Annotated in this window: 16 protein-coding genes and 1 tRNA gene; 2 read left to right on the top strand and 15 right to left on the bottom strand. The window is 72.1% G+C overall.

The window, feature by feature from the left end; genetic code table 11:
• Positions 1–13 precede the first annotated feature (13 nt).
• The 15 genes from ctaD to gph all read right to left on the bottom strand — a co-directional run bounded on the left by ctaD (position 14) and on the right by gph (position 13,515).
• Entirely contained in the window at positions 14–2,524 is a 2,511-nt protein-coding gene (gene ctaD / locus CRP50_RS14650) for a cytochrome c oxidase subunit I (protein ID WP_097279928.1), read from the bottom strand.
• The gene (coxB, locus tag CRP50_RS14645) at positions 2,521–3,531 is read right to left on the bottom strand and encodes a cytochrome c oxidase subunit II (protein WP_097279927.1); all 1,011 of its coding nucleotides are present in this window, start codon (positions 3,529–3,531) and stop codon (positions 2,521–2,523) included. Before coxB ends, ctaD begins: the two co-directional genes overlap by 4 nt.
• Positions 3,532–3,638: 107 nt before the next feature.
• Positions 3,639–4,394 (bottom strand): FkbM family methyltransferase, encoded by a 756-nt coding sequence (locus tag CRP50_RS14640; protein WP_097279926.1) that lies wholly within the window; start codon positions 4,392–4,394, stop codon positions 3,639–3,641.
• 31 nt (positions 4,395–4,425) lie between these two features.
• A complete protein-coding gene (locus CRP50_RS14635; RefSeq protein WP_141415140.1) occupies positions 4,426–5,379 on the bottom strand; it encodes an endonuclease/exonuclease/phosphatase family protein in 954 nt (317 codons plus the stop codon).
• 36 nt (positions 5,380–5,415) lie between these two features.
• Positions 5,416–5,877 carry a hydrogenase maturation protease gene (locus CRP50_RS14630; protein WP_097279924.1) on the bottom strand — a complete coding sequence of 154 codons (462 nt, stop codon included), beginning with the start codon at positions 5,875–5,877 and terminating at the stop codon, positions 5,416–5,418.
• Positions 5,867–7,156 carry a Ni/Fe hydrogenase subunit alpha gene (locus tag CRP50_RS14625; RefSeq protein ID WP_097279923.1) on the bottom strand — a complete coding sequence of 430 codons (1,290 nt, stop codon included), beginning with the start codon at positions 7,154–7,156 and terminating at the stop codon, positions 5,867–5,869. Before CRP50_RS14625 ends, CRP50_RS14630 begins: the two co-directional genes overlap by 11 nt.
• Positions 7,134–7,919 (bottom strand): oxidoreductase, encoded by a 786-nt coding sequence (locus CRP50_RS14620; protein ID WP_097279922.1) that lies wholly within the window; start codon positions 7,917–7,919, stop codon positions 7,134–7,136. The genes CRP50_RS14625 and CRP50_RS14620 overlap by 23 nt, the downstream gene beginning before the upstream one ends.
• Positions 7,920–7,923: 4 nt before the next feature.
• A complete protein-coding gene (locus CRP50_RS14615; RefSeq protein WP_097279921.1) occupies positions 7,924–8,763 on the bottom strand; it encodes an FAD/NAD(P)-binding protein in 840 nt (279 codons plus the stop codon).
• Positions 8,760–9,239 (bottom strand): cyclic nucleotide-binding domain-containing protein, encoded by a 480-nt coding sequence (locus tag CRP50_RS14610; protein WP_097279920.1) that lies wholly within the window; start codon positions 9,237–9,239, stop codon positions 8,760–8,762. The genes CRP50_RS14615 and CRP50_RS14610 overlap by 4 nt, the downstream gene beginning before the upstream one ends.
• Positions 9,236–10,345 carry a 4Fe-4S dicluster domain-containing protein gene (locus CRP50_RS14605; RefSeq protein WP_097279919.1) on the bottom strand — a complete coding sequence of 370 codons (1,110 nt, stop codon included), beginning with the start codon at positions 10,343–10,345 and terminating at the stop codon, positions 9,236–9,238. The genes CRP50_RS14610 and CRP50_RS14605 overlap by 4 nt, the downstream gene beginning before the upstream one ends.
• Before the next feature lie 72 nt (positions 10,346–10,417).
• Positions 10,418–11,050, bottom strand: coding sequence for a DUF6064 family protein (locus CRP50_RS14600; RefSeq protein ID WP_097279918.1), 633 nt, complete (start codon positions 11,048–11,050; stop codon positions 10,418–10,420).
• A 6-nt stretch (positions 11,051–11,056) separates the two neighbouring features.
• Positions 11,057–11,992, bottom strand: coding sequence for an aldo/keto reductase (locus CRP50_RS14595; protein WP_097279917.1), 936 nt, complete (start codon positions 11,990–11,992; stop codon positions 11,057–11,059).
• A 66-nt stretch (positions 11,993–12,058) separates the two neighbouring features.
• Positions 12,059–12,601: a hypothetical protein gene (locus tag CRP50_RS14590; RefSeq protein WP_097279916.1), complete on the bottom strand. Its 543-nt coding sequence runs from the start codon at positions 12,599–12,601 to the stop codon at positions 12,059–12,061.
• 76 nt (positions 12,602–12,677) lie between these two features.
• Positions 12,678–12,752: transfer RNA gene (locus tag CRP50_RS14585), tRNA-Val, on the bottom strand.
• A gap of 88 nt (positions 12,753–12,840) precedes the next feature.
• Complete coding sequence (gene gph, locus CRP50_RS14580; protein WP_097279915.1) at positions 12,841–13,515, bottom strand: phosphoglycolate phosphatase; 675 nt, start codon at positions 13,513–13,515, stop codon at positions 12,841–12,843.
• Positions 13,516–13,623: 108 nt separating this feature from the next.
• Between gph and glmU the strand changes: the two genes are divergently transcribed.
• On the top strand, positions 13,624–14,982 hold the full coding sequence (gene glmU / locus CRP50_RS14575) for a bifunctional UDP-N-acetylglucosamine diphosphorylase/glucosamine-1-phosphate N-acetyltransferase GlmU (RefSeq protein WP_097279914.1): 1,359 nt from the start codon (positions 13,624–13,626) through the stop codon (positions 14,980–14,982).
• Between the two features lie 3 nt (positions 14,983–14,985).
• Entirely contained in the window at positions 14,986–16,815 is a 1,830-nt protein-coding gene (gene glmS, locus CRP50_RS14570) for a glutamine--fructose-6-phosphate transaminase (isomerizing) (protein ID WP_097279913.1), read from the top strand.
• The last annotated feature ends 67 nt before the right edge of the window (positions 16,816–16,882 follow it).

The raw sequence follows: 16,882 nt of genomic DNA, 5'->3' as shown, positions 1-16,882 counted from the left end.
TCCTCCATCCTCCTCAGGCGACCAGCGGGAAGCCGGCGAGGGTGGCCACCGTCACCAGCACCGTCACCGCCAGGAAGTGCCAGAACAGGGTGACGACGTGGATGTCGATGTCCCACTGCGGCGTCAGCTTGCCGGCGAAACCGCGGGCGATGCAGTAGAGCAGCATGACGACCCCGACCGCGGCATGGATGCCCACCCACAGCACCAGCACCCAGACGGTGGCGGGATAGACGTGCGCCGTCGGGTCGAGGCCGGTCACCGCCGGTCCCGTCGCCAGCGCCGCCGTGCCGGCGACGGTCAGCAGGCAGGCGAGGCCGAGGGCGGCGAAGAAGCTCTGGCGCCGGCCGCCGGCGTTCCACCGCCGCGCCAGCACCGTCAGCAGCCACGCCGCCAGGAACAGGCCGAGCGCCGTCAGCGGCCACGCTACCCCCGGTCCGGCGGCGGGATCGGGCGGGAAGTCTTCGTGGATGGTCCAGTAGAAGTAGTAGCCGAACACGAGGCCGGCGAAGGCGGTCATGTCGCCCATCATGGTGATGAACATGGCCCACCACCCGACCGACTGCGGCCCCGACTTGTAGAGCGGCAGGGTGGTGCCGAGGCCGACGTCCTTGGCGGGCTTCTCGGGGATGAGCGCGGTGCCCGTCCACAGCCACGTCAGAACCATGCCGAGCGCCAGCACACCGCTCAAGCCTGCCAGCCACCACCAGTGATAGGTGGAAAAGATGAACACGCCGCCGGTGCCGGCCGCCGCGCCCATGGTGAGGAAGGTGGGGCCGGGCACGCGCAGGCACTGGATCGGCTCGGCGTCGAGGATGCTGGTGACCAACGTCTCGCGCTTCAGTTCCTCGGCGTCCGGAAGGTAGAACCGGCCGGCGTCCACGTCGCGCACGAGGTTCGGCTGGTCCCACAGGGGATTGCGGCTCTCGATGACGGGGATGGAGCGCACGCCCCACGGCTTGTCGGGCATCTCCCCCAGCCATTCCAGCGTGCCGGCGTTCCACGGGTTGCGCGGGCTGTAGGGCTGCCGGCCTTTGGGGCGCAGCACGTCCCACAGGAACACGGCGAAGCCGGCGGCCAGGATGAAGGCACCGATGCTGGAGACCAGGTTCAGCACGTCGAAGCCGACGCCGCCTTCATAGGTGAACACCCGCCGCGGCATGCCGCGCAGGCCGGTCAGGTGCATGGGCAGGAAGGCGATGTTGAAGCCCGAGAACATGAGCCAGAAGGCGATGCGCCCCAGGCGGTCGGACAGCGTCTTGCCGCCGGCCAGCGGGTAGAAGTAGTAGAAGGCGCCCGTCACCGGGAACACCACGCCGCCGACCAGCACGTAATGGACGTGGGCGACGATGAAGTAGGTGTCGTGGACCTGGAAGTCGAAGGGCGCCAGCGCCACCATCACCCCGGTCAGCCCGCCGATGACGAAGATGGCGAGCGCGCCGGAGACGTAGAGCATGGGCGTCGAGGCGATCACCCGCCCGGCCAGCGCCGTCGCCACGAAGCAGAAGATCTGGATGCCGGTCGGGATGGCGACGGCCACCGAGGCCGCCGAAAAGAACCCGAGCGTCAGCCCCGGCAGGCCCGTGGTGTACATGTGGTGGACCCACAGGCCGAAGCTGATGAAGCCGGTGCCGACGGCGGCCAGCACGATCCACGAATACCCGACGATGGGGCGCCGGGCGAACACCGGCACCATGGTCGCCACCAGCGCGATGGCCGGCAGGAAGATGATGTAGACCTCCGGGTGGCCGAAGATCCAGAACAGGTGCTGCCACAGCAGCGGGTCGCCGCCGCGGTCGGGGTCGAAGAACGGCCAGTCGAAGGCGCGCTGCATCTCGAACAGCAGGTCGCCGGTGATGAGCGGCGGGAAGGCGAACAGGATCATCGCCGCCACCACCAGCAGATACCAGGCATAGAGCGGCATCAGGTTGATGCGCATGCCCGGCGGCCGGCACTTCAGAATGCCGACGATCAGCTCCACCGCCGCGGCGATGGACGCCACCTCGATGAAGCTGAGGCCGAGCAGCCAGATGTCCACCCCGACGCCGTCCTGGTATTCCGTCGTCAGCGGCGGGTACATGAACCAGCCGCCTTTCGGGGCCGCGTCGAACAGGATGGACCCGCACACGAAGACGCCGCCGATCAGGAAGCTCCAGAAGCCGTAGGCCGACAGGCGCGGGAAGGGCAGGTCGCGGGCGCCCAGCATCTCCGGCAGGATCATGATGGAGAAGGCTTCGAAGATCGGCACCGCGAACAGGAACATCATCACCGTGCCGTGCAGGGTGAAGACCTGGTTGTAGGTGTCGGCGTCGAGGAAGTCGTTGCCCGGCACCGCCAGCTGGGCGCGGATGAGCAGCCCGAGGATGCCGGCGAAGAAGAAGAAGGCGAAGGCGACCGTGGTGTACCACAGGCCGACCTCGGAATTGTTCACCGCCGACCAGTAGCGCCAGCCGGTGGGCGTCTTCCAGGCGGTCAGCAGGCGCTCGGCCTGGGCGGCGGCGCGGCGGGTCTCGGTGTCGTCGCTCATGTCAGGCCGTCCAGGTAGAGGGCGAGGGCGCGCAGGTCCGCCGCCGGCAGCATGCCGAAGGGGGGCATCTCGGCATCGGGCTTCACCTCGTGGGTGTCGCCGATCCAGCGGGCGAAGGCGGCGGGGTCGTTGGGCAGGATGCCGGCGCCGAGCGTCAGGCGGCCGCCGACGTGGGTGAGGTCCGGCCCGATGGTGCCGTCGGCCGGCGTGCCGCGCACCGCATGGCAGGCACCGCAGCCGAAGGCGAGGAACAGCTCCCGCCCCCGCGCGGCCTCGGGCGAGGCGGGGGCTTCGGCCGGGGCGGCCTGGGTGGCGAGCCAGTCGTCGAAGGCGGCCGGCTCCAAGACCTCCACCCCGAACTGCATGAGCGCGTGCGAGGTGCCGCAGTATTCGGCGCAGGCGCCGCGGAAGACGCCGGTGCGCGTCGGCTCCAGCGCCAGCTCGGTCACGCGGCCGGGGATCATGTCCATCTTGCCGCCGAGCGAGGGGATCCAGAACGAATGGATCACGTCGGGGCTGGTCAGGGTGAAGGCGGCCATCTGCCCGACCGGCAGGCGGATCTCGTTGGCGAGCGGGATGCGGCGGCCGTCGGGCGTGACGTAGGTGACGCGCCACCACCAGCGCAGACCTTCCACCTCCACCCGCACCGCCGCATCGCCGGTCGGCGGGCGCAGCACCGGCATCAGGCGCAGGCCCCATATCAGCAGGGCGGTGAGCACGACCGTCGGGAAGACGGCACCGGCGCCGATGATGAGCAGGCGGGCCCTGCGCACGTCGTGGCGGCCGGTGCCGAAGCGCGTGGCGTAGACGGCGAGGCCGATCACGACCACCCAGATCACCACCGCGCCGCCGAACATCCACCACCACAGGTCGGCGATGCGTTCCGCCCCCACGCCCGCCGGCGTGAGCGTCGACTGCGGCCCGTCGCAGGCGGCGAGGGCGAGGACGCCCGCGGCGGCCGTCAGGCGGCGGCCGTGCGTGAGGAAGGGGATGGGCAGTGCAGGCATCCAGTGCTTCCGCCGACGGACGACGAGCGGCCGGTGCCGGTACCCGCCTTCGTTGGCCGTCCTTGTGGGTCATCGCCTACAACGCGCGACCCGGCGGGCGGATGCTGCTACGGCTCTACCACCTCCGGCAGGAAGGCGTAAAGGTCGCCGAAGCCCCGGCGCGCCGTTTCCGCCAGCGCATCGGGCACTGCCGCCGCCGACAGCCACTCGCCCCAGGCGAAGTGGTCGGACTCGCCGACGACGGCATTGAAGCGATAGGGCGCGAGGCTCTCCAGCCGCTGCACGCAGGCGAGTGCCCGCGGCAGGGCCGGCGGCAGGTATTCGAAGGCGATGCGGGGGATGGGGCGGTTCAGGCCGGCCAGCACCGCGTCCTCCATCCCCTCCACGTCGATCTTGCAGAAGGCGGGCAGGCCGAAGCGGTCGATGAGGGCGTCGAGCGTGGTCTGCGGCACGGTTTCCCGGTGGTCCCATCGGACCATGGAGAACGTCTCGTCGCGCCCTACCTCGCCGATCCAGTCGGCGGCGCCGGTGGTGACGGTGGGATGGCGGCGGGAGACGTGCAGGGTCAGCGTGCCTTCCTGCGGCCCGACAGCGGCGCGCACCACCGTCACCCGGCGGCGCGGCCGGGTGAGCGACAGGAAGCCGTGGAACAGCCCCTGCGGCTCTACCGCCACCACCCGCACCCCGAGCCCCGCCAGGATGCGCGAGCGGTTGCCCACATGCGCGCCGATGTCGAAGGCGAGGTCGCCGCGCCGCATGAAGCCGCCGTAGAGCCGCCGCAGGCCGTCGGTCATGCCGGCATCGCCGTAGTAGATGCGCAAGGACCGGCCGAGGCCGGCGAGGGCGTCGAGGGACGGCATCATGGGCGGGTCTCCGCGCTGGGGATCGTCTGTCTCATGTGCGGTCCGCCGGCGCCTTTTCCAGTCGCAGGTCGGCGGCGACCGGCAGATGGTCCGACCCGACCGGCGGTCCGCTGCGGAAGTCGGTGACGGCGATGGGGCCACGCACCAGTACGTGGTCCAGCGGCACGCGGGCGAGGGCGGGCCGCAGCGGCCACGTCGCATGCCAGCCGAAGCCCGCCGCCGCCGGCCGCAGTCCGGCCGCGCGCAGCAGGGCGCGGGCATGCGGCGACCACAGCGAGGTGTTGAAGTCGCCGGCGACGATGGCCGGGCCGTCGATGCGCGCCAGGTGCCGGCCCAGGCGGTCCAGCTGGCGGTTGCGGGCGTGGCTGTCGCGGCCGTCGAAGGGTTCGGGCGAGGTGGGATGAACGCCGACCACGGTCACCGCCCGGCCGGCGATGGTCATGGTGGTGAGCAGGTAGGGCGGTCGGTCGGCGGTGCGCGGCGCCAGCCGTTCGTGGCGGATGGAGAAGCGGCTCAGGATCACCACCGGCCCGGCCGCCGCCGCCCAGGTGTCGGGGGCGGCCTGCGGATAGAGCGCGCCGAGCCTCGCCAGCGGCTCCCGCCAGCGCGCGCCGCGGGCATCCACCAGCACCACGATGTCCGGCCGCTTGTCGCGCACGGCGGCAACCACCGCCTCGGGCCGCGGGTTCTCGGCCAGCACGTTGGCAGCGAAGACGGTCAGCGGCAGGGCGTCGGCGGCGAGCGGTGGGTCGCCGCGCGGCAGCCAGAGGTCGCGCACCGCCCAGCCATGCACCGCCAGCACGACCACCAGCAGCACCGCCGCCGGCCGCGCCCCCGCCGCCATGGCGAGCAGCAGCAGGGCCAGCGCCGCCGCCAGGTATTGCAGGCGGAAGTGGGTCAGCAGGTCGAAGGGCCACCACAGGCGCGCCGCCAGCACCGCCAGCGTCACCGCCGCCAGTCCCGCCGCCAGAATGGTCACTGCCACCTTGAGAATGCCTGCCTCCTGTCCCCGTGTCTGGAGTCAACGCGCGGGCAGGGCGTCGGCGAGCACCGCTTCGGCAAGGGCGGGCAGGGCGGCGGCCACGGCGGGGGACAGCGGCGCACCGAGATCCCAGCGCTCGCCCTCCACCGCATGGACGATCAGCCGCGCCGGCATCCGGCCGAGCGCCCGGCCGGTGGCGATGGCCTCGTTCACCCCGAAGGCGTGGGAGGAACAGCGGAACAGGCGGGCGTCGAAGGGCGTGGCGCGGGCCGTGTCGATGCGGTGCAGCCGGCCAGGCGTGCCGGCGGCGCAGGCGGCGTCGACCACCACCACCAGCGGCCGCCCCTCCCACAGGGCGATGAGGCCGAGGCCCTCGCCGTGGTGCGGGCGCAGCTCCAGGCGGTCGGCCGGCAGCAGGTCGAGCACCGCGAGGCCGGCGGCGTCGTCGCCGCGCCACGGCTGGCCGATGCCGATGACGAGGGGGCGCGGGTCAGGGCTCACGGTGCACCTTCAGGCGCAGGAAGTGGGTGGCGCAGGAGATGCAGGGGTCGTAGTTGCGGATGGCCTGCTCGCAGCGCCATTTCAGGGCGTCGTCGTCGAGCGCCAGGCCGCGCTCCACCACCTGCCGCAGGTCTTCCTCGATGGTCGGTTGGTTCTGGGCGGTGGGCGGCACGATGCGCGCCTCCAGGATGCTGCCGTCGTCGGCGAGGCGGTAGCGGTGCCAGCACAGGCCGCGCGGCGCCTCCGTCGCCCCGACGCCGACGCCGGCGCGCGGCTCCACCGGCACGGCGGGCGGGTCGGGCGGCCGGTAGGCGTCGACCAGCCTTTGCGCCTCCAGCACCACCTGCAGCACCTCGGCGGCCCGCACGACGATGGAGCGGAACGGATTGCGCTCCACCGGCGCGACGCCCAGCGCCGCCGCCTCCGCCCGCACGTCGGGCAGCAGGCGGTCGCCGTTGATCGCCCAGCGGGCGAGCGGGCCGACCATGTAGGCGCGGCCGTCGCGGGTGCGGCCGTGCAGGGCGGTGGAATTGGGCTCCTGGTGTTCGTCGAACAGGTCGGGAAAGGCGGCGATGGGCGCGTCCAGCCCCTCCGACGACGCCAGCCTTCCGCCGGTGATGGCGTAGTCGCGGTCGTGGCGCAGGGCGACGAACAGATAGTCGCGCGTCAGGTCCGGCGGATCGAAGGCCGCCACCGTGCGCAGAAGCCGCCGCGCCGCCGCCGCCGCCCAGTCCAGTTCCGGCCGCAGGGCGAGCAGTTCGGCGCGCTTGGGCGCCGCGTAGAAGCCGCCGACCTTCAGGTTCACCGGATGCACCGCGCGCCCGCCCACCACCTCCAACAGGCGGTTGCCGAGCTTCTTGAGGCGCAGCGCCGTCTCCACCACCTCGGGGTGGGTCTTCGCCATCAGCAGGGCGTCGTCGAGGCCGAGGAAATCGGGCGCGTGCAGCATGGCGACGTGCAGCACGTGGCTTTCGATCCACTCGCCGCAATAGACCAGCCGGCGCAGGGCCTCGATCTCCGGCGACACCACCACGCCGAAGGCGTCCTCCATGGCCTGCGCCGCGCCCAGCTGATAGGCGATGGGGCAGATGCCGCAGATGCGCGAGGTGATGTCGGGGGCGTCGGAGTAGGGCCGGCCGCGCAGCAAGGCCTCGAAGAAGCGCGGCGGCTCGAAGATGCGGAAGTGCAGGGCGGTGACGCGCCCGTCGCGGACGGTGACGTCGAGCGCCCCCTCGCCCTCCACCCGGGCGAGGGCCTCAACCTTGATGCGGCGGGTCATGGCGGCGGGCCTCCTCGCGGAAGGGAGCGGCATCGGCGTTGTACAGGCGCAAGGCCAGGGTGATCTCCGCCGATGTCCGGCCGAGGGCGGCGTATTGCGCCGTCAGGGCCGGCAGGTTGGGCGTCTCCTTCGGACCGAAGCAGCCGTAGCAGCCGCGCCCGACCCGCGGACACAGGGCGCCGCAGCCGGCCTGGGTGACGGGGCCGAGGCAGGGCGTGCCGGCGGCGACGGTGACGCAGGGGTGCCCGGCCCGCTTGCACTCGGTGCAGACGGCGGTGCGCGGTAGGGCAGGGCGGCGGCCGGCGAGCAGGGCGCTCACCACCTCCAGCAGTTGGTGACGGTCCACCGGGCAGCCGCGCAGCTCCAGGTCGACCGGCACGTGGTCGGCGATGGCGGTGGAGGTGGCGAGGGTGGCGATGTGCTCCGGCCGGGGATAGACGGCGCGCACCCATTCGGCGGCGTCGGCCAGGTTCTTCAGGGCCTGGATGCCGCCGGCCGTGGCGCAGGCGCCGATGGCGACCAGCACCCGCGACTGCCGCCGAATGGTGCGAATGCGTGCGGCGTCGGCGGCGGTGGTGATGGAGCCTTCCACCAGCGACAGGTCGTAGGGGCCGGGGGCGGTGGCACGGGTGGCTTCCAGGAACACCGCTACCTGCACCGCATCGGCCAGCGCCAGCAGGTCGTCCTCCAGGTCGAGAAGCTGGAGCTGGCAGCCGTCGCAGCTCGAGAACTTCCACACGGCGAGCTTGGGGCGTCGGGTCATGGCGTCACACCTCCGCCAGCGGCAGCACGTCGCGCACCGCGCCGTAGTCGAACACCGGGCCGTCGCGGCAGACGAAGCGCCCCGCCCATTGGCAATGGCCGCAGACGCCGATGGCGCACTTCATGTTGCGCTCCATGGACAGCCACACGCGGTCGGGCGCCACGCCCTTGCGCACCAGGGCCTCGCAGGCGGCGCGCATCATCAGTTCCGGGCCGCAGACGAAGGCGGTGGCGGCGGCGGGGTCGAAGCCGCCGGCGGCGACGAGGCGCGTCACCATGCCGACCGGCCCGCTCCAGCCGCCGGTGGCGCGGTCGACGGTGACGGCGACGCCGGTGTCGAAGCGGCTGCGCCACGCCCGCACCTCCGTATGGAACAGGATGTCCTCGGGCGTGCGGGCGCCGTAGAGCACAAGTACCCGACCGAACCGCTGCCGCGCCGCGAGCACCGCCAGAACCAATGGCCGCACGGGCGCGAGGCCGAGCCCGCCGGCGACGATCACCACGTCGCGCCCCTCTGCCGTCACCACCGGCCACGCCCGGCCGAACGGGCCGCGCACACCCAGCGTTGCGCCGGCCTTCAGCCCCCACATGGCCCGCGTGACGCCGCCGACGGCGCGCGTGGTGTGGGTCAGCACCTCCGGCACCGCCGGATCGCCGCTGACGGAGATGGGCACCTCGCCCTGGCCGAAGGCATAGAGCATCATGAACTGCCCCGGCCGCCACGCTGGCGGCGCCGCGCCGTCCTCGGGCACCAGATCGAGGGTGAAGGTATCCGCCAGTTCCCGCCGCACCCGCGCGATGCGGAAGGGGCGCGGCACCATGGTTTCCGGCGCGGCGACGGTCATGACGGCGGTCCGTAGAGGTCGAGCATCTGCAACCGGGCGGCGTGCAGGCGGTCGGCCATGACGGCGACGAAGCGCGGCAGCAGGTGGAAGGCGATCTCGTGGTCGGCGGCGATCACCCGCCGCAGGCTGGGGGCGTCGAAGACCACCGCCTCCGTCGGTTCCGTGGCGGTGGCGGCGAAGCTCCAGCGGTAGGGCGGGATCAGCCACGACCAGCCGAGCACGTCGCCGCCGTGCAGGGTCTGCAGGGTGAGGAGGCCGCGGCCGGGGTCGGCGATCTGCACCGCCACCGTGCCCGACAGCAGGACGTGGAAGCGGTCGGCGCAGGCGCCTTCCTGCAGCAGGACGTCGCCGGGCTTGAAGGCGCGCGTGGTGGCGCAGGCGGCCATGGCGTCGCGCTGGGCCTCGCTCAGGCCGGCGAACAGCGGATGGTCGTGCAGCACGCGGCGGATGGCTTCGGTGTCGAGGGTGGGCGTCATGGCGCAGCCTCCCGTTCTTCGGCGGCCGCGAGGATCGCGGCTTCTTCCGTGATGTCGATGCCGACCGGGCACCACGCGATGCAGCGCCCGCAGCCGACGCAGCCCGAGGTGCCGAACTGGTCGTGCCAGGTCGACAGCTTGTGTGTGATCCAGTGGCGGTAGCGGGCGGCGGCGCTCTGCCGCACCGGGCCGCCGACGACGTAGGAGAAGTCGAGCGAGAAGCAGCCGTCCCACACCCGGCGCCGCTCGGCCGTGGCACCGTCCAGGCTGGTAGCGTCCTCCACCGTCGAGCAGAAGCAGGTGGGGCACTGGCTGGTGCAATTACCGCAGGTGAGGCAGCGGTCCGCCACCGCCTGCCAGCGGGGATGCTCCACCGCCCGCCGCAGCACGCCGGCGACGTCGGCCGGCAGGCGGCGGGTCTGGGCGGCGGCGGTGCGGGCGGCGATGGCGTCGCGGTCGGCGAAATCCCGGTCCTCGGCGGCCGTGAGCGGCAGGGCGGCGGCGATGGCCTCGCCCGCCGCGCTGCGGGCCTCCACCAGCAGGCCGCGCCCGGGAAGTTCGGACAGGGCGAGGTCGCAGGGGCCGGCGACGGCCGGGCCGGTGCCGAGGCTGGTGCAGAAGCAGGTGGCGGCGGCTTCGGCGCAGGTGACGGCGACCAGCAGCGTCGCCTGCCGGCGCGCCTGATAGAGCGCATCGCCCGCCATGGCCTCGTCCAGCCGCGCCACCGCCGCAAGATCGCACGGCAGCAGGCCGAGCAGGGCCTGAGGACGGGGGGCAGGCGGCGTCTCAGTGACCGCGAAGTCGTCGCCGTCGCGGCGGGCGCGGAACAGCAGGGTTTCCGGCGGGTGCAGAAAACGCTTCCACGGCAGCGCGGTCGGGCCGGTGGCGAAGCGCAAGGAGTCGGCGCGGCGGGTCAGGCGGTAGCGGCCGGGGGTCTGCTCGGCGGTCCAGCCGGCGGCGATGGCATCGGCGTTGGCGACCTCGGCCAGCGCCAGCACGCCGCCGTCCACCACCGGCGCGATCACCGCATGACCGCGGGCGCGCAGGGCGTCGACGAGCGCCTGGATGTCCTCGGCGGGCAGGAGGCCGCAGACGGAACCTCGCATGGTCCACCTCCGGATCGTGGGGGCGATCCTTCAAACCACAAGCAGTTTAGCACAATTCGCCGTGTCGGGCACTCACTCGGGCGCGCGGCGATTCCGCTGGAAGATCAGGGCGATGGCGAGCGGCCCGGCGAGCACCTGCAAGGCCTGGATCTCGCTGCCGAGTACCCAGGCGGTGGCGCCGCCGACCAGCGTCCAGACCGCCGGGACGACGGCCGCCAGCCAGCGGATGCGCCCGCGCACCAGGAGCAGCACGCCGAGGGTGAGCAGCGCCGTCGGGTCAGGCGCCGTGCCGGCCACCTCCGCCGCCGCGAGGCCATAGGCGCTGGTCAGCGCCAGCAGCGGCCACACCAGCAGGGCGACCAGCGCCAGCCCGAGGCCGATCCGGCCGGTCGCGTCCACGGGCGGGCCGATGTCCAGCCGCCGCCGCAGGCCGAGCCACGCCAGCACCAGCGCCTGCACCAGGAAGGCGCCGGCGTAGGTGGGCGCCATGAAGTTCAGTTCGGCGAAGCTGCCGAGGTGGAAGGTGATGCCGCTCCACGCCCAGCCGACGGCCAGGATCAGCGCCGCCGCCCGGCCGCCGCCGGGCCGCCACGCCAGCCCCACCACCGCCAGCCCGAGCAGCAGCGCCACCACCGGCGCCGGAAACCACGCCCCATTGTACTGGGCGACGAGGGAGGCGAGGACGTCGGCGTCGAAGGGCAGCATGGGCTCCTACAGGCTCTGCATATGGGCGATCATGCGGCGGCGCATGTCGGCGTCGGGCAGCGGGCCGCGCAGCACCTCCATGTTCTCGCGCATGTGGTCGACGCGCGTCGTGGCGGGGATGGCGCAGGTGATGGCGGGATGCGACACCACGAACTTGAGAAACACCTGGGCCCAGGTGCGGGCTCCGATCTCGGCCGCGAAGGGCGGCAGCGGCCGGCCTTCCACCATGCGGATCAACTGCTTCTGCCGGTAGGGCCGGTTGGCGATGACGGCGAGGCCGCGGTCCTGGGCCAGCGGCAGCAGGCGGTCCTCCGCCTCGCGGTCGAGGATGTTGTAGGTCAGCTGCACGAAATCCAGCGGCTGCGTCTCCATCAGCCGCTCCATGGCCTCGTGGCGGGCGCCGTGGGAGGTGGTGATGCCGATGTACCGCACCCGTTCGGCCGCCTTGTCGGCGATAAGGGTGGGCAGGTGCGTCTCCCAGTCCACCAGGTTGTGGACCTGCATGAGGTCGAACCGCGGCACGCCCCACAGGCGGCGGCTTGCCGCCATCTGCTCCGGCCCCTCCTCGCCGGGGAACTGGGTCCATACCTTGGTGGCGGAGAACAGGCCGGCGGTCTCCTCGGGCGGCAGGCGGTCCAGGCACCAGCCGACCACGTCCTCCGAACTGCCGTACATGGGCGAGCTGTCGACCATGCCGCCGCCCAGTCGGAAGAAGGTGCGCAGGACCTCCATCCGCTCGGCGCGCAGGGCTTCATTGGAGCCGACGTTGAAGGTGATCCAGGTGCCCATTCCTACGGCCGCTATTTCCTCGCCGGTGGACGGGATGGGGCGGCGCAGCAGAGGCGCGCCCTCTTGCGCCCGCGCAGACGGCAGCGGCAGGAAGGGCAGGGTGGCCGCGGCGGCGGCGGAGGTGAGCAGGGTGCGGCGGGTCAGGGCGGGCATGGCGCCTCCGGGCGGCTGACGGGACGGACGGCTCGCCCCTTCAAGTCGGTCCCGGCGGCCGCCGGGTCAACGCCCGGCGTAATCCAGCAGGTCGCGCGCCCGCTCCGCCAGGTCTGCCGAGGCCTCGCCGCGCCCGACGGCCCAGGCGAGCGCCAGCCCCACGGCATCGTCCAGCGCCTGGCCCGGTGTCAGACCGGCGCGGGCGCGCAGGCGCAACAGGTCGGGGTCGTCGGCGCGGGCCGGCGGCGGGAACAGGCCGGCGGCCTCCACCACGTGCGGCGGGCGGGGCAGGGGGCTCTCGTCGAACAGCATCTGCAGCCAGCCGCGCGCCAGATCGGCCGCCTCGCAGGCGACGGTGGCGCCGCCCAGGTCTTCCAGCAGGCGGGGCGCGATGCGGCGCGGTTCGCGGCCGTCTTCCTCCAGGCGTTCGGGCGTCAGGCCGTGGCGCGCGTCGTCCTCCGCCGCCCACGGCAGATCGTCCCATGCCGGTGCGGGGCGCACCAGCCACGCCTCGCCGGCCGACAGATCGGCGGCGGCCCAGGCGATCTCGACGGGATAGCCGTCCATGGCGGAGGCGGTGACGGCGAGGAAGAGGGTGGCAGGCGGCATGGCGGACCCCGCAAACGACACGGGCGCCGGCTGGTGTCAGCGGCGCCCGTATGTCGATCTGATCTGTGAGAGGAGATGGTGGGCGCAGTAGGGATTGAACCTACGACCCCACCCGTGTGAAGGGTGTGCTCTCCCGCTGAGCTATGCGCCCATCTCTCTCTGTCCCGCTCCGGGGCCGGTGCCTTGCGGCGGTGGCTCCGTCGTGGGAGCCGGTATGTACTAAGCCGGGCCCCACCCTGTCAAACACTTTTTTCAATGATCTCCAGAACCTGCTCGAAGCGGTCGATCAAGGCGTCGGCGCCGAACTCCTCCACCGGCCCGTGGGGGTAGCCGTAGGTGACGCAGACGCAAGTCACGCCCGCGCCCTTGGCGGCCAGCACGTCGTTCAGCCCGTCGCCGACCATGAGCGCGCGCCCCGCCGTCGCACCCAGCGCCTCCAGGCAGGCGCGCACCGGGGCCGGGTCGGGCTTGCGCTCGGGCGTCGAGCCGCCGCCGATCACCACGTGGAAGTACCGCGCAAGATCCAGCGCCTCCAGAAGGGCGACCGTGGCACGGTAGGGCTTGTTCGTGCATACCGCCATCGGATGTCCGCGCGCCGACAGATCGCGAAGCGTGCTTACGACGCCAGGGTAGGGTTGTGTTCCGTGCGCCGTTGCCCCCTCATAGATGGACACGAAGCGGCCGGTGAGCATGTCGAGATCGTCATCCGCCGCAGGCGCGCCGGTGGCGGCGAAGGCCCGCTCCACCAGCACGCGGGCGCCGTCGCCGACCATGCGGGCGACCTCGGGCTCGCTCAGGCGGCGGCGGTCTTCCTCCGCCAGCAGGCGGTTCAGGGCGAGCGTCAGGTCGGGCAGGCTGTGGACCAGCGTGCCGTCGAGGTCGAACAGAAGGGCGAGCAGAGGGGGATTTGCCATGGCGCGGTCCTGCAACACGGTGAAACAATGTTTGTTTTTGCGGATTCACGGGCCTGTGGCAGTGTCCGCTGCCGTTTGGTCTTCCCTTTCTAGCCTGCCTCGGAAGTCATGAGCAAAAGCAAAACCGCCGCCATCGTCCTCGCCGCCGGCATGGGCACGCGCATGAAGTCGGCCCTGCCCAAGGTGATGCATCCCGTCGCCGGCCGGCCCATGGTCAACCACCTGCTGGCCACCGTGCAGACGCTGGGCGTCGACCGCACCGTCGTGGTGGTCGGGCCGGACATGGACGGCCTGCGCCGCGCCGTCGCGCCGCATGCGACCGTGGAACAGACCGACCGCCTGGGCACCGCCCACGCCGTCGCCCAGGCCCGGCCGGAGCTGGACGGCTTCGACGGCGACGTGCTGGTCCTCTACGGCGACACGCCGCTCATTTCCGCCGAGACGCTCGCCCGTATGCTGGAGGCGCGCCGCGCCGTGCCGGCGCCGGCCGTGGTGGTGCTCGGCTTCCGCCCCGACCAGCCCGGCTCCTACGGCCGTCTGGTGATGGGCGGCGACGGCCTGGAGGCCATCGTCGAGGCCAAGGATGCGACGCCCGAGCAGCTGGCGATCCCGCTGTGCAATTCAGGCGTCATGTGCATCGACGGCGCCCGCCTGTTCGGCCTGCTGGACCGCGTCGGCAACGCCAATGCCAAGGGCGAATACTACCTGACCGACATCGTCGCGCTGGCCCGCGCCGACGGCCTGCCGTGCGCCGTGGTGGAAGGCGACGAGGCGGAGCTGCTCGGCGTCAACAGCCGCACCGAACTGGCGGTCGCCGAGGGCATCGTGCAGGCCCGCCTGCGTCGCGCCGCCACGGACGGCGGCGCCACCCTGACGGCGCCCGAGACGGTGTTCTTCAGCCACGACACCCGCCTCGGCCGCGACGTGAGCGTCGGCCCCTTCGTTACCTTCGGCCCCGGCGTCACCATCGGCGACGGCGTCGAGATCAAGGGCTTCTGCCACTTCGAGGACTGCACGGTGGGCGACGGCGTCATCCTCGGCCCCTACGCCCGCCTGCGGCCCGGGGCGGAGGTGCGCAACGGCGCCCACATCGGCAACTTCGTCGAGATCAAGAAGGCGGTGGTCGAGGACGGCGCCAAGGTCAACCACCTGACCTACATCGGCGACGCCCGGGTCGGCGCGGGCGCCAACATCGGCGCCGGCACCATCACCTGCAACTACGACGGCTTCCTGAAGCATCACACCGACATCGGGGCGGGCGCCTTCATCGGCTCCAACAGCGCCCTGGTGGCGCCGGTACGCATCGGCGACGGCGCCATCGTCGGCGCCGGGTCGGTGGTGACGCGGGACGTCGAAGCAAACGCCCTGACCGTCGCCCGCGGAGAGCAGGTCTCCCGCAACGGCTGGGCCATCCGGTTCCGCGAGCGCATGGCCGCGCTCAAGAACCAGCGCAAGAAGGAGGCGTGATCCATGTGCGGCATCGTCGGCATCATCGGGCGCAAGGACGTCGCGCCGCTGCTCATCGACGGCCTGCGCCGGCTGGAGTACCGCGGCTATGACTCGGCGGGCATCGCCACGCTGGTGAACGGCTCCATCGACCGCCGCCGCGCCGAGGGCAAGATCGCCAACCTGGACGCCCGCGTGCGCGAGCAGCCCATCGACGGCACCGTCGGCATCGGTCACACCCGCTGGGCCACCCACGGCCGCCCCAACGAGGCCAACGCCCACCCGCACGCCTCGGCGCGGGTGGCGGTGGTGCACAACGGCATCATCGAGAACTTCCAGGAGCTGAAGAAGGAGCTGCAGGATGCAGGCCGCGCCTTCGAAAGCGACACCGACACCGAAGTGGTCGTCCACCTGATCCACCACCACCTGGACCAGGGCCTGCCGCCGGTGGAAGCCGTGCAGCACAGCCTGAAGCGGCTGAACGGCGCCTTTGCGCTCGGCATCCTCATCGCCGGCCGCCACGACCTGCTCATCGGCGCCCGCATGGGCAGCCCGCTGGCGGTCGGCTACGGCGACGGCGAGATGTTCCTCGGCTCCGACGCGCTGGCGCTGGCGCCGCTCACCCAGCGCATCGCCTACCTGGACGAGGGCGACATGGTGGTCCTGACGCTGGAAGGCGCCACCTTCTACGACGCCGACGACCAGCCGGTGGCGCGCGAGGTGCGGCAGACGGCGCTGTCGGGCGCCCTTATCGGCAAGGGCGAGCACCGCCACTTCATGGCGAAGGAGATCTTCGAGCAGCCGCAGGTCATCGGCGACACCCTCAACGCCATGTACAACCCGGCGCAGGGCTCCATCACCCTGCCGGACCTGCCGTTCGACCTCGCCGCCGTGCCCAAGGTGACCATCGTCGCCTGCGGCACCAGCTATTACGCCGGGCTGGTCGCCAAGTACTGGATCGAGCGCCTGGCCCGCGTGCCGGTGGAGATCGACGTGGCGAGCGAGTTCCGCTACCGCCGCCCGGTGCTGGCCGACGGCGGCCTCGCCCTGTTCATCAGCCAGTCGGGCGAGACGGCCGACACGCTGGCCGCCCTGCGCCACTGCAAGGCGGAGGGGCAGCACACGGTCGCCATCGTCAACTCGCCGGAAAGCTCCATGGCGCGCGAGAGCGATGCCGTGCTGCAGACCCTGGCGGGGCCGGAGATCGGCGTCGCCTCCACCAAGGCCTTCACGACGCAGCTGACGGTGCTGGCCTGCTTCAGCATCGCGCTGGCGCGCGCAAAGGGCGCCATCGACCGCAAGGCCGAGCAGGCGCTGTCGGGCGCCCTGGCCGAAGTGCCCGGCCGCGCCGCCGAGGTGCTGGCCCACGACGAGCGCATCCGCGACATCGCCCAGTTCGTCGCCGATGCCCGCGACGTGCTGTATCTCGGCCGCGGCACGTCCTATGCCATCGCCCTGGAAGGGGCGCTGAAACTGAAGGAAATCAGCTACATCCACGCCGAAGGCTATGCGGCGGGTGAGATGAAGCACGGCCCCATCGCGCTCATCGACGAGACCGTGCCGGTCATCGTCATCGCCCCCGACGACGAGGACGAGCTGTTCGAGAAGACGGCCTCCAACGTGCAGGAGACGGTGGCGCGCGGCGGCAAGGTGGTGTTCTTCTCCGACGCCCACGGGGTGGAGCGCATGAGCGAAACGGCGCTCTACGCCATCCCCATGCCGACGGTGAACCCCTTCGTGGCGCCCATCCTCTACGCCATCCCGGTGCAGCTGCTGGCCTATCACACGGCGGTGCTGAAGGGCACCGACGTCGACCAGCCGCGCAACCTGGCGAAGAGTGTCACGGTGGAGTGACGGCAGGATTGCATAATTCTCCTGTAGTTATTACATTTTCTCCCTGCCAGAGGGGGAAGTTGACAGA

It is taken from the genome of Caenispirillum bisanense, from assembly GCF_900230255.1.
Taxonomy (GTDB): Bacteria; Pseudomonadota; Alphaproteobacteria; order Rhodospirillales; family Rhodospirillaceae; genus Caenispirillum; species Caenispirillum bisanense_A.
Note: the sequence above shows the minus strand (reverse complement) of the source record. Positions and strands in the feature narration are given on the sequence as shown.